Source organism: Mammaliicoccus vitulinus, assembly GCF_029024305.1.
GTDB classification, from domain to species: Bacteria; Bacillota; Bacilli; order Staphylococcales; family Staphylococcaceae; genus Mammaliicoccus; species Mammaliicoccus vitulinus.
This window is the reverse complement of sequence record NZ_CP118974.1, coordinates 297,137-309,756: the sequence shown is the minus strand read 5'-3', so window position 1 is coordinate 309,756 and position 12,620 is coordinate 297,137. Positions and strand designations below refer to the sequence as shown.

At 32.9% G+C, this 12,620-nt stretch carries 13 protein-coding genes; 9 read left to right on the top strand and 4 right to left on the bottom strand.

Going from position 1 to position 12,620, the window contains the following annotated elements; genetic code table 11:
* Nucleotides 1–292: 292 nt before the first annotated feature.
* The 7 genes from PYW35_RS01450 (at nt 293) to PYW35_RS01420 (ending at nt 6,807) form a co-directional block, all read left to right on the top strand.
* A complete protein-coding gene (locus tag PYW35_RS01450) occupies nt 293–2,320 on the top strand; it encodes a BglG family transcription antiterminator (protein ID WP_103323162.1) in 2,028 nt (675 codons plus the stop codon).
* A gap of 19 nt (nt 2,321–2,339) precedes the next feature.
* On the top strand, nt 2,340–2,807 hold the full coding sequence (locus PYW35_RS01445; protein WP_016912050.1) for a PTS sugar transporter subunit IIA: 468 nt from the start codon (nt 2,340–2,342) through the stop codon (nt 2,805–2,807).
* Between the two features lie 57 nt (nt 2,808–2,864).
* The gene (locus tag PYW35_RS01440) at nt 2,865–3,143 is read left to right on the top strand and encodes a PTS sugar transporter subunit IIB (protein ID WP_016912051.1); all 279 of its coding nucleotides are present in this window, start codon (nt 2,865–2,867) and stop codon (nt 3,141–3,143) included.
* Between the two features lie 86 nt (nt 3,144–3,229).
* Entirely contained in the window at nt 3,230–4,489 is a 1,260-nt protein-coding gene (locus PYW35_RS01435) for a PTS galactitol transporter subunit IIC (protein ID WP_016912052.1), read from the top strand.
* 20 nt (nt 4,490–4,509) lie between these two features.
* Nucleotides 4,510–5,541, top strand: coding sequence for a zinc-binding dehydrogenase (locus PYW35_RS01430; protein WP_103323149.1), 1,032 nt, complete (start codon nt 4,510–4,512; stop codon nt 5,539–5,541).
* 39 nt (nt 5,542–5,580) lie between these two features.
* A complete protein-coding gene (locus PYW35_RS01425; protein ID WP_016912054.1) occupies nt 5,581–5,739 on the top strand; it encodes a hypothetical protein in 159 nt (52 codons plus the stop codon).
* A gap of 30 nt (nt 5,740–5,769) precedes the next feature.
* A complete protein-coding gene (locus PYW35_RS01420; RefSeq protein WP_103323150.1) occupies nt 5,770–6,807 on the top strand; it encodes a galactitol-1-phosphate 5-dehydrogenase in 1,038 nt (345 codons plus the stop codon).
* Between the two features lie 179 nt (nt 6,808–6,986).
* Here the strand turns inward: PYW35_RS01420 and PYW35_RS01415 are convergent, their stop codons facing one another.
* The gene (locus PYW35_RS01415) at nt 6,987–7,871 is read right to left on the bottom strand and encodes a nuclease-related domain-containing protein (protein ID WP_103323151.1); all 885 of its coding nucleotides are present in this window, start codon (nt 7,869–7,871) and stop codon (nt 6,987–6,989) included.
* 210 nt (nt 7,872–8,081) lie between these two features.
* Nucleotides 8,082–9,725 (bottom strand): alpha-keto acid decarboxylase family protein, encoded by a 1,644-nt coding sequence (locus PYW35_RS01410; RefSeq protein ID WP_103323152.1) that lies wholly within the window; start codon nt 9,723–9,725, stop codon nt 8,082–8,084.
* A gap of 215 nt (nt 9,726–9,940) precedes the next feature.
* On the opposite strand from PYW35_RS01410, the gene PYW35_RS01405 reads away from it, so the two are divergent.
* Nucleotides 9,941–10,387 (top strand): MarR family winged helix-turn-helix transcriptional regulator, encoded by a 447-nt coding sequence (locus tag PYW35_RS01405; protein ID WP_016912057.1) that lies wholly within the window; start codon nt 9,941–9,943, stop codon nt 10,385–10,387.
* 36 nt (nt 10,388–10,423) lie between these two features.
* Here the strand turns inward: PYW35_RS01405 and PYW35_RS01400 are convergent, their stop codons facing one another.
* Nucleotides 10,424–10,636 carry a hypothetical protein gene (locus PYW35_RS01400; protein ID WP_103323153.1) on the bottom strand — a complete coding sequence of 71 codons (213 nt, stop codon included), beginning with the start codon at nt 10,634–10,636 and terminating at the stop codon, nt 10,424–10,426.
* Nucleotides 10,637–10,643: 7 nt separating this feature from the next.
* Complete coding sequence (locus tag PYW35_RS01395; RefSeq protein WP_103323154.1) at nt 10,644–11,819, bottom strand: DUF418 domain-containing protein; 1,176 nt, start codon at nt 11,817–11,819, stop codon at nt 10,644–10,646.
* Between the two features lie 139 nt (nt 11,820–11,958).
* On the opposite strand from PYW35_RS01395, the gene PYW35_RS01390 reads away from it, so the two are divergent.
* Entirely contained in the window at nt 11,959–12,618 is a 660-nt protein-coding gene (locus PYW35_RS01390; RefSeq protein ID WP_016912060.1) for a response regulator transcription factor, read from the top strand.
* Nucleotides 12,619–12,620 lie beyond the last annotated feature (2 nt).

The window sequence follows — 12,620 nt, the reverse complement described above, 5'->3', positions numbered from 1 at the left end:
TAATTTCACTTAGATATTCCCCACGATTTTGTAAAGGGCTGACGCCCGGGGGAATAGTATGTGCGAGAGACTACAGGCTCAAGCCATACCCCCAGGCAAGCATGCACTTTCAAAATCGTAATATTGCAGATTAAAACACTATTATCCAGCATTCATCACAATGATGTACACAAAACTTAATTACATTTGTGACTAAAGATTGTACAACTCTTTGATTACCTATGTTAAGTTATGTGTAACAACAAAGGAGGGATTCAAAATACAAAAAGAAAACTTTAATATCATTTCAGAAATGATTCAAAACCCCAAAATTAAAGGTAAAGACTTAGAATCGATGTTTAACATTTCACGCAGACAACTTGGATACAGGATTCAAAAGTTAAATGACTGGTTTAAAGAACAAGATTATCCGGAAATCGAACGAACTAGCCAAGGTTATTTTATCGTTGATGACGCAATTAAAGATTTCTTAAATGTACCAAATGAATCCACCTCTCAAAAAAATGAGCAGGTATACACTGCCTATCAACGCGCGCACCTCATTTTATTGATGTTGTTTAGTGAAGAAGAAGGTCTTTCATTAAATCACTTCTCAATAGATTTAGAAGTAAGTAAAAATACCGTACTGAATGATATTAAGAAGTTGAAAGAACTTATCGTACCATATGAAGTTCATCTTCAATACAATCGTACTAATGGTTACTACTTAGTAGGTAATGAGTTTGAAATACGTAGGCTTCTCATGAGGCTTATCGATAAAGTATTCACAATGCATTTTTCTCAGTCAGATATTGTAACAGGATTGAAAATTGATGAAGATAAAATTGATTTAATCGATCGTCACATTACAAAAATCGAACAATATTTAGACAGGAAGTTCATTGATCAAAGTACTCGAACATTACCATACAAACTTTACTTAATTTTACGAAGAATAAAGCATGACAAAATAGTTTCATCATTTTCTATTGGATATGATGATTTATCAGATACTAAAGAATATCAAGCAACCGAGATACTGACCTCAGATTATCCTGATATTCCAAGACAAGAAAAGTTATTTATAACATTACAATTATTATCAACAAGTGTTCAATGGTCAGAAGTCAGTGATGTTCAACACATTCCAGAGCTTAAAAAAGCACTTGATGAGATGATTGATCAATTTGAAAAAATTACTTTTATTACATTTACAGATAGAGATGCTTTAATTAATCAATTGATGCTTCATATGGAACCTGCGTTCTATCGTATTAGATATCAATTATCGGATATAGATGGCTTAGAAAATTCATTGAAAGAAGATTATAAAGAACTCTTTCATCTCGTAAAGCTATCATCTAAACCTTTAGAGAAATTTTTCGGTCAATCATTGCCAGAGAATGAAATTGCTTATTTAACCATATTAATTGGAGGCAGTTTAAGAAGGCAAGATGAAGAAATCGAGCAAAAAGTTAAAGCAGTTGTCGTTTGTACGCAAGGTACTTCCATTTCACAGCTGATGTTACAAGAACTACGCAGTGTATTTCCAGAATTCATTTTTCTAGATGCATTATCGTTACGTGATTTCAATCAGTACGAGTTAGATTTTGACATTGTCTTTTCACCAATGCATATCATGACGAATAAAAGATTATACATTACTAAAACGATATTAACGGCTCAAGAAAAACACGAATTACGTCAGCACGTATTTGGTCAATTAAACAACACGGTAGAAACTGAAATACAAGTTGAAAAAATGATGTCAATTATAAGAGAACACGCAACAATTCATGATGAAACGGAACTTTCTAAAAAGGTTAAAGAACAATTTGAAGATACACATGCTTATTCATCCGTGAAAGCATCGACATTATCCATCAATAGTACTTTAAACTTACAAGATTTGTTGCCGATCAATCACATTAACTTTGTTCATAGTGTCGCCGATATACATGAAGCCATCCGCTTAACAGCCGACCCACTCGTCAAAATGAAGTATATTGATGCTCAATATATAGAAAAAATGCATGAAGCTTTCGATGATACTTATATGGTAATTAACCAAAACATTGCCATTCCTCATGCTGACGGAGAACAAGTTGTTCATAGAACATCTATGAGCATGTTGATATTAGAACAACCGCTTGAGTTAAGTACAGGATTAAAGGTGCATATTTTCGTCGTCATAGCTGCAACTGATAAATTTAAGCATTTGCGACCTCTACTCCAATTGAGAGATATGTCTCAAGATCAAGCAGTTATTAAACAAATGGTTAATACAGATTCAAAAAAGGATGTTTTCGAAATGATTCAACACTTTTCAAAAATAGATTAAATCAAAGGGGTTGCATAACATGCAAGATTTAAAAATCGATGTCTCGAACGTCATTCTTGATGTAGAGGCTGCGACAAATGTGGAAGCATTGAGTAAGTTAGCCGATGTCATGTATCAAAATGGTTACGTTAAAGAGACTTACAAAGATGCTGTCATAGAAAGAGAAAGTTCATTTGCAACTGGTTTACCAACTGTATATTGCTCAGTAGCAATCCCGCATACCGATATACAACATGTCCAATCAAAATCAATTGGTATTGCAGTTTTAAAGGAAACAGTTCCATTTGTCATCATGGGAGAGTTAGAAGAAACAACTGATGTTAAATTAATTTTCATGTTAGCAATGGATAAAGAAGATGCACAACTTTCACTATTACAAAAATTAATGGGTATTTTCCAAAATGATCAATTACTTTCATTAATCGCCAACGCACAAGATAAACAAACAATTGTAGATGCAATAGACAAAGAATTAAGTGAAGCATAAAAAATATAAATGGAAGAGTCCGGTGAAAACATCGACTCAAATTAGGAGGAAATAATTATGAAACAAGTATTAGTAGCATGTGGAGCAGGAATCGCAACGTCAACAGTGGTAAATAACGCAATTGAAGAAATGGCTAAAGAACACAATATTAAAGTAGATTTAAAACAAATTAAAATCACTGAAGTTGGTCCTTACGTTGATACGGCTGACTTATTAGTTACAACAGCAATGACTCAAAAAAAATATGATTTCCCAGTAATTAACGCACGTAACTTCTTAACTGGTATCGGTATTGAAGATACGAAAAAAGAAATATTAGACGTATTACAAAGTTAAAATAATTAAATTTAAAAACTAGCATGAGGTTGAAATAACAATAATATTTCATCCTCATTCTTCTAAAAAAGAGGATGGTGTAGGGAATGAATGGTTTCGTAAATTTTATTCAAGCATTTCTTGATTTAGGTGCAACGGTTATTTTACCGATTGTCATATTCTTATTAGGGATATTCTTCAGACAAAAAGTCGGAGCAGCATTTAGATCTGGTTTAACAATTGGTGTTGCCTTCGTAGGTATTTTCTTAGTAATTGATTTACTTGTTAACAACTTAGGACCAGCTGCACAAGCAATGGTTAAAAACTTAGGCGTTAGCTTAAATGTTATTGATGTAGGTTGGCCTGCAACGTCTTCTATTGCATGGGCCTCAGTAATAGCAGCATTCATTATTCCATTAGGTATCGTTATCAATGTCATTATGTTATTAACTAAGACGACGAGAACGATGAACGTTGATATTTGGAACTTCTGGCACTATACATTCTGTGGTGCTATGGTTTATGCAATTTCTGGTAGTATTTGGCAGTCACTTGTTGCTGCTGTATTATTCCAAATCGTCTGCTTAAAAGTAGCTGACTGGACTGCTCCAATGATGAGTGAGTTCTATGATTTACCAGGTGTATCAATCGCAACTGGTAGTACAATTTCTTATGTCCCAGGTATTTTCTTAGTTAAAGGACTTCAAAAAATTCCTGGCATTAACAAATTAAATGCAGATCCAGAAACAATTCAAAAAAGATTCGGTGCTTTCGGTGAATCCATCTTCGTAGGCCTTGTCCTCGGTTTAGCTATCGGTTTATTAGCTGGGTACAATGTTGGAGATGTTATTAACTTAGGTATGTCTATGGCAGCTGTAATGGTATTAATGCCTCGTATGGTTAAGATTCTTATGGAAGGTTTAATGCCTGTATCTGAATCCGCACGTACTTGGTTAAACAAGCGTTTTGGTGACCGTGAAATTTATATCGGCTTAGATGCTGCTGTAGCTTTAGGACATCCAGCAGTTATCTCAACTGCTTTGATTTTAGTTCCAATCACAGTGTTATTAGCTGTTATTTTACCTGGTAACCAAGTATTGCCTTTCGGTGACTTAGCAACAATTCCATTTATTGTAGCATTCATCGTTGGTGCAGCGCGTGGTAACATCATTCATTCTGTTATCGTAGGTACAGTTATGATCGCTATTTCACTATACATCGCAACTGATGTAGCACCTATTTTCACAAGTATGGCTGACGGTACAAGCGTTAAAATGCCATCAGGATCATCACAAATCTCAAGTCTTGACCAAGGTGGTAACATCTTAAACTATATTATCTTCAAGTTCTTTGATTTGTTCAACTAACATTAAGGGGATGACATTACATGAAAGCATTAGTCAAAACAGCACCAGGATTTGGCAACTTAGAAATATTAGATAGAGATATTCCAGAACCAGGAAAAAACGAAGTCAAAATAAAAGTTCATTACGCTGGTATTTGTGGCACAGATGTTCACACGTATGAAGGTCATTACAACGTAAACTTTCCAGTAACACTCGGTCATGAATTCTCCGGTGAAATCGTAACAGTTGGAGAGAACGTTCAAGATTTTGAAGTTGGTGACCGTGTGACTTCTGAAACAACTTATTATATTTGCGGTGAATGTGAATATTGCCAAACGGGTGATTATAACTTATGTAACCATCGTAAAGGTTTAGGTACACAACAAAATGGCGGTTTCACGCAATACCTTGTTGCAAGAGCTGCAAGTGTTCATAAATTACCAGATAACGTATCTTATAAAGCAGCTTCTATGACTGAACCGTTAGCGTGTGCACACCATGCAGTATCTAAAATTGAAATACAACAAGATGATATTGTTGTTGTAATGGGTCCCGGCCCTATCGGCTTACTTGTAGCGCAAGTCGTTAAAAGTAAAGGTGGCAAAGTCGTTATTACTGGATTAGATAATGATAAAGCACGTTTAGATAAAGCTGAAGAACTTAATTTAGATCATGTAGTGAATATTCAACATACAGATTTAAAAGAATACGTAAATCATATTACAAATGGTTATGGTGCAGATGTCGTATTAGAATGTTCAGGCGCTGTACCTGCTGCTAAACAAGGACTCGATTTATTGCGTAAAAAGGGAAATTACGTTCAAGTTGGTATTTTTAAAGACGCTGAAATTCCATTTGATTTAGAAAAAATCGTTCAAAAAGAAATTAGAGTAGTCGGAAGCAGAAGTCAGAAACCTGCTGATTGGGAACCATCATTACAATTAATGAGCTCAGGACAAGTAGACGCAGAAGCACTCGTTACAGCTGAACTTGATATTACCGAGTGGGATGAAGGTTACAATCACATTAAAGGCGGCGAAGGTATTAAAGTCTTACTTCGCCCTATCGAATAAATAAATCATCTTTTAAAGATAAAAAGGAGAATGTTGATTATGGTTGAACACATGTTAGATTTTATGCTTGGACCGATGAGAAGTATTACAGGTATTTATATGGATAACTTATTAATTTGTAACAGTGCTGTTTTCATTAGTTATTTTGGAGCAAAACTTTTCAAGAAAAAGAAAGTCACTTCAGAACAAACGTCATAACATGTAAAAACAGAGGGGAGGATAAATGATTTGAAAGCCCTAAATTTGTACGACATTGAAGATTTAAGATTTGAAGATACGGATAAACCCGAACTTAAATCACCTGATGATGTCATTATTAAAGTTAAAGCAACTGGTATATGTGGATCAGATACATCTCGATATAAGAAACTCGGACCATATAAAGAAGGTATGACATTTGGACATGAATTTTCCGGTATAGTTGAGCAAATAGGCAGTGAAGTCACAAGCTTAAATGTCGGCGACACTGTAACAGGCTGCCCTGCCGTCGTCTGTCACCAATGTCATTATTGCGAAAAAGGCGAATACTCTAGATGCGAAAACTTATATGTTATCGGATCCTATGAACCAGGTTGTTTTGCAGAGTTTGTTAAACTACCCGCAAGCAACGTATTAAAACTCCCAGACAATGTTGATTTAGACACAGCAGCCATGGTTGAACCATCTGCAGTTGTTGCACACGGATTCTATCGCACACATATGAAACCAGGTGCAACAGTAGCCGTTATGGGATGCGGAAGTATAGGTCTATTAGCAATACAATGGGCCAAAATATTCGGTGCTGCAAAAATTATTGCAATAGATATTGATAGTCACAAACTAGAAATTGCAACGCAACTAGGCGCAGATTATACAATTAACTCAATAGAAGAAGCGTTAGATCAAGCAATATCAGCTATACCGGAGAAAATTGATGTCGCTGTAGAATCAGCAGGGTCACCTTTTACTATAGGACAAGTACTCACTTTGCCAACTAAAGGCGGAGAAGTCTTATTATTAGGCATTCCCTATTCAGATATCGAAATCAAAAGACAACACTTTGAAAAAATATTAAGAAATGAGCTAAACGTTATAGGATCTTGGAACGGCCTATCAGCGCCCTTCCCTGGAGAAGAATGGACAGCCACATTACACTATATGTCTACAGGAGAAATCAATGTGGACCCTATTATTTCAGATAGACTCGAGTTAGAAAAAGGCCCAGAAACATTTTATAACTTAGTAAACAAAAAGAAACATTATGACAAAGTAATCTTTCATCCATAAATAAACATGACCATAAATCAATAATGACTTAAGAGGAAGCTGGGACACATAATGTGCCCAGCTTTTTATAATTGGATGAGGTTGAGTGTTTGGCGGGAGCTGGGTCAGGGGTCTGCGGTCTGAATGTTGCTTGTTTGGTCAGTCTTGCAACTTACAGGCTTTCTATGTTGCTTGTTTCATCAGTCTTGCAATATAGGGAAATATTTTTTGGGTTTCTTACCATTACTATTAAAATGCTTATCACATATTCTTCTTAATGTATGTTTATTCTCAACACCACACCACTCCTGTGCTTCTACTAAAGTAAATGGTTCACCCTTACATAGATATAATTCTATTAAATTGTACAAGTATAATTTATTTCTTTTATCTTCAAAATTACAGTATTTACAGTGAAAATATTTTTTACGATTTTCTATTTCAATTGTACTGACACTCCAACATTTCGGGCATTTTAAACCTGGTCTTAAACATGACATCGGAACTCTCTTAACATTTTTATAAACATGTGAAAAATCTCTATGCTCCCGTTGAAATAATTGTAAGATCTTTGCATTTTCTATAATGTTCTTATTTTTAAACATGTATTTAAATTTATGTAATTCAGTTGGTAATAAAATATTGAAATGATTTGGTATTGAACCTTTTAAAGTGAATTTGGGGTTTGTAAAAATAAGATAAGAATGTAATGGTTTATCAATATTAAAGACGGATATTAAGGAGTTTAATTCATGATTGGCTCGGCGTAATTGCTGAAAAGGTGTGAAAAACATATTTCCAAATTCACTAATAAGCTGACTATCTTTTATAGTATAATCTCCAGAATAATGTTTAATTTCAAAGTGTAGTATAGCGTCATCTGTTACAATTAAGAAATCAATTTGAACACGATTTTTATGACTTATGTGAAAATCATATAAATAATTAAGATCAGGATATTCATCTAGAATACGTTTAACAAAAACCTCGCCTTCCAGACCTTTAATGTAGTTTCTCGTTTCTTCATCAAGTTTTTCCTGAATAATTCTATTTTTAATAGCTAATAAATATTTTTGACTGTTCATAGATGTACCTCCGAATTTCTTTACAATTATTATAGAGAATGCGAAGGAAAAGTTAAACTAAAATATCAATCTTAGGTATATATAAATAGGTAAATCTATTTCATGATTAGACTTCTAGGATTTTTGTCTTTATTCAGCGGGCGTGTCTTCGATTATATATATAAAACAACCCCCGAAATGATCAATCAGGTCATTTCGGGGGTTTATCATTTAGCTGTTTTGTTTTGAGAATGCTTTACCAATTGCGTCGAGTTTTTCTGGTGCGTCTAATGCGCCCATTTTTACTTCGATAAAATGCATTTGGTTTGGTTCTTTATCAATTTGTAAAAATACATTTTTTAAATCTTCAGATGTTTCTACATCGTGAACGGCCACTTTATCTTTACCACCGAATACTGCTGGTAACAGTTTATAATCCCACATGTGAATATCATTATATGGTTGATTTTCTCCATGGATTTTACGTTCTACTGTATAACCATCGTTATTGATTACAAAGATAACTGGTTTAAGGTCTTCTCTAATCATTGTGGAAATATCTTGAGCTGTTAGTTGTAATGACCCATCTCCTATTAATAAGATGTTTCTTCTATATAAATCAGACATTTGAGTGCCTATTGTTGCTGGTAATGTATACCCTATTGAACCCCATAATGGTTGACCAATAAACGTATTATCTTTATATAAATTCAAATCATACGCACCAAAGAATGATGTTCCTTGTTCTGCTAAAATAATATCATCAATTCCTATAAAATCTTGCATCATTTTAAAATACGTTTCTTGAGTTAATGGCTCATTATCGATTGTGTAATCACCTTTTTCAGCACGTATATTTTCTGGGAAATGTGTTTCATTTTTATATTGTATGTTCAATAATCCATCTACAAGATTAGGCAATGTAAATTCAGATGTTACAGTATCATTTAATTTAAAATCATGATGGTTGATCATGACTACATCATCAATATCAAAGCCATATGAATATCCTGCAGTTGCTGAGTCTGTTAATTTGGCACCAATATTTAAAATGGCATCACTGTTATCTACATAATCTCTTATCTTTTCTTCTGCAATGCTGCCGTCATAAATCCCCATATAAAATGGGCTTTCTTCATTAAAAGCACCTTTCCCTAAAGATAATTGGGCTACAGGTATTTGAGTTTGTTCAACAAATTGTTCTAATTCATCATGTAGTTTAAAACTATTGATTTCATGACCTGTGATGATAACTGGTTGTTTAGCTGTTTGTAATTTTTGTTCAATCATTTCGATATATTTAGATACATCTTGATGAATCGGTTCAGGTATTTTATACGCTTCTTTAACATCTATTTCAGACTGTGCAACATCTATTGGTAAATGCAGATGAACAGGTCTTTTTTCTGATATTGCTGCATTGATGAGTCTTGGAATCTCTGTTTGAGCATTGTCTACCGTGATATAACCTTGAGCAGTTGTAATTTCTTTGAACATTTTTCTGTAGTTATCAAATTTACCTTCACCTAAAGAATGATGAACATATTTACCCGCTTCTTCTACAGCAGTCGTTGGTGCCCCAGTAATTGCTACAACTGGTACACGTTCAGCATAAGATCCTGCTATGCCATTTACTGCGCTTAATTCGCCAACACCAAATGTTGTAACCATTGCGCTTATACCATTTAATCTTGCATAGCCATCAGCTGCATAACTCGCGTTTAATTCATTTGTATTGCCTACCCATTCCATATCGTCTCTACTAACAATGTCATCTAAAAATGTTAAATTAAAATCTCCGGGTACACCATAAACTTTCTTAACACCCGCTGTACTTAATGCATCCATTAAATATTCCCCAACACGTTTTTTCATAGCCGATTCCCCTTTTCTATTTATACGGATTTTAATAGGTCAATATACTTGACCTATTAACTTAAAAAAATAACAATTTGATCTCATATCAAACGTTTAATAATATCTTTAACAATTATTATTATATTATTACTTATAATTTAAGTCAATAACATTGACCTAAAAATGAATTTTTCGAAACTATCCTTTATAATAGGAAAAAAGGAGTCGACACAATGGATAATAAAAATAATTATGATCATATGCTTTTTTACTTCGCATACAAAACATTTATAAATACAGCTGATGATATTATAAAAAATCACGGCATGAGCAGGCAGCATCATAGATTTTTATTCTTTATAGATCAAATGCCTGGTATCACAATGAAAGATTTACTAGACACGCTAGAAATTTCAAAACAAGCATCACACGCATCACTCAAGAAATTAAAAGAAAAAGGATTAATCAGATACGTAGATTCAGATAACGATAGAAGAGTAAAACAATTATATCCTACTGAAGAAGGCAGTGAACTCGTTCACACTTTAAACAAAGCTCAAAACGAACTACTACAACAAACATTTGAAGAAGCCGGCACAGACTGGCATGACATCATGGAACACCTCGCTAGTAAAAAAAGCGGCTTTAAAAATGTGAAATCCATTAAACCGAATATATAAGAAAAAGCTGCCCCACAACTGTGAAGCAGCTTTTTTCTATTCCTCTGTATTGAACATACTATTAATAACTAAGCATATGAAAAATAATGTAATAATAATGATGAAACTATATGGTACTTGTTCCAACCAAAACCACGTTAAATGCATATCCGTAAATTGATTAAGCTGCTGAACAATATATCTTGTCATTAATAACCCTGATAATATAAATATCAAAATGCGCGTTATCTTTTTAACCACATTTATCATTACTATATCATCTCCCCTTTGGTATTTTAATTTTCCAATAAGTAAACATTCTCAAAAGATACTCTAATGGTCCATATCTTAAATATTTTTGATACCAACTTGCTAAAACCATTTGTAAAATATAAATTAAAACAAAACTTAAAAAAGTTAATACGAGTATGTTTTTCCCAAACAAACCTAATCCATAGCTATAAAGAATTAGTGTCCCTATCACACTTTGCATCATATACATGGATAAAGACATTTTTCCTAAGTTCTCAAATCCTCTAAATATGATATTGTCTTGATATGTCTGGTATAAATATTTAAACAAACATATAAATCCAATTGCCAACACGATGCCAAAGGTAGTTGCCAAACTTTCAGAGATATTCTCATTAGATATCCATAAATAAGATGACTTACCTACTAAAGAAACCGGTATAAGATAAATAAATAATTTAGAAAATCGTGTTTCTCTTATACTTTTCTCAAACCATTTATATCTTGATAAACAAATACCTAATGTAAAATAAGGTATTTCCATGAAAATGATGAATATAAAGAACCAGCCCATTGCATCTCCTAGTTCATTTTTCATTTCTAATAGCATAGGGTCTTCTATTTGTTCATCCACGTTACGAATATCCCAGTAACTACCTTCACTAAACATTGATTTGATGTCATGTACATATGTCGCTTTATCACCTTCATTTAAAAAGGGCTCTGAACTATCAAATAATGAAATGATTGATATCGCCAAAATAAATACGAAACCTATGATTGTAACCCATTTAAAAAATCTACTTTTTAAAGATATAAATGGTATAACTACTAACATAGATATAGCATAACCAAATAATATATCGCCTTCCCATATGAAATAAGCATGGAAACTACCAATTAACATTAAAAACAGTGCGCGTCTTAATAATTTAACTCTTGGATGTTTAACTTGTTTTGTTTTCATAGATTGATACAATTTGTCTAATGAAAAACCAAACAAAATCGCAAATATAGGCATAAAGCTTCCTTCAAACAAAATTTTTATAAAGTGATAAATACCTTTGTTAATTGCATCTAAATGATAATGTTCTATGTATAAATGACCTGTTAATCCAAATTGAAATATTAATAAATTGGCCATAAATATCCCAAATAAACTAAAACCTCTTAGTGCATCCACAACTTCTATTCTCTTCATTTTTGCCACCTCACATACTATTTTACCAATTTTAAATAAATTCCGACTTATGTAAATCTTAAATCTACCTTAATTTTACAGAATGCAGTAGATATGGTTAGAATTGAGTTATACAATTATTTATATAGAGGTGTTATAAGTGACAGCAAAAATATTAATAGTAGAAGATGATTTTGATATACAAACGTTAATTAAAATCTCTCTATCAAATAAACAGTTAGGAAAAATATATTTAGCAAATGATAAACTCGAAGCTGAACAATTACTTAAGAACGATCATTTCGACGTAGTCCTTCTTGATTTAAATTTAAAATCAGAAAATGGCTATGAACTTGTTAAATATTTTAAAAATAAAGATACTAAACTGATCGTCGTAACTGCTAAAGATACAGATTTAGATGTTTATAAAGGGTTTGAAAATGGTGCTGTAGATTATGTGAAGAAGCCATTCGATCCAATCGAACTTGCTTATAGAGTTGGTGTACATATTCAAAGTAGTCATACACACAACAATAAAAATTTAAAAGTTAATTTAGATACAACTGATGTCGTCATTGATAATGAAAAAGTAAATTTAACATCGAGAGAATATGATCTACTGATGTATTTCATTAAAAATACAAACAAAGTCGTAACGAAAAGCCAAATTTATGAGCATGTTTGGGGATATTCAATAAGTGTAGATGATAATACTTTAATGGTTCACATTAGAACGTTACGCAAGAAAATAGAGAATGATGCTAACAATCCTCAACTTATCCAAACAGTACGAGGAAAAGGTTACATTTATAGAGGTTGACG

Excerpts from the sequence above, each read along its gene's own strand:
- PYW35_RS01450 (WP_103323162.1), top strand. The coding sequence starts at position 293 with ATGATTCAAAACCCCAAAATTAAAGGTAAAGACTTAGAATCGATGTTT.
- PYW35_RS01445 (WP_016912050.1), top strand. The coding sequence starts at position 2,340 with ATGCAAGATTTAAAAATCGATGTCTCGAACGTCATTCTTGATGTAGAG.
- PYW35_RS01440 (WP_016912051.1), top strand. The coding sequence starts at position 2,865 with ATGAAACAAGTATTAGTAGCATGTGGAGCAGGAATCGCAACGTCAACA.
- PYW35_RS01435 (WP_016912052.1), top strand. The coding sequence starts at position 3,230 with ATGAATGGTTTCGTAAATTTTATTCAAGCATTTCTTGATTTAGGTGCA.
- PYW35_RS01430 (WP_103323149.1), top strand. The coding sequence starts at position 4,510 with ATGAAAGCATTAGTCAAAACAGCACCAGGATTTGGCAACTTAGAAATA.
- PYW35_RS01425 (WP_016912054.1), top strand. The coding sequence starts at position 5,581 with ATGGTTGAACACATGTTAGATTTTATGCTTGGACCGATGAGAAGTATT.
- PYW35_RS01415 (WP_103323151.1), bottom strand. The coding sequence starts at position 7,871 with ATGAACAGTCAAAAATATTTATTAGCTATTAAAAATAGAATTATTCAG.
- PYW35_RS01410 (WP_103323152.1), bottom strand. The coding sequence starts at position 9,725 with ATGAAAAAACGTGTTGGGGAATATTTAATGGATGCATTAAGTACAGCG.
- PYW35_RS01405 (WP_016912057.1), top strand. The coding sequence starts at position 9,941 with ATGGATAATAAAAATAATTATGATCATATGCTTTTTTACTTCGCATAC.
- PYW35_RS01400 (WP_103323153.1), bottom strand. The coding sequence starts at position 10,636 with ATGATAAATGTGGTTAAAAAGATAACGCGCATTTTGATATTTATATTA.
- PYW35_RS01395 (WP_103323154.1), bottom strand. The coding sequence starts at position 11,819 with ATGAAGAGAATAGAAGTTGTGGATGCACTAAGAGGTTTTAGTTTATTT.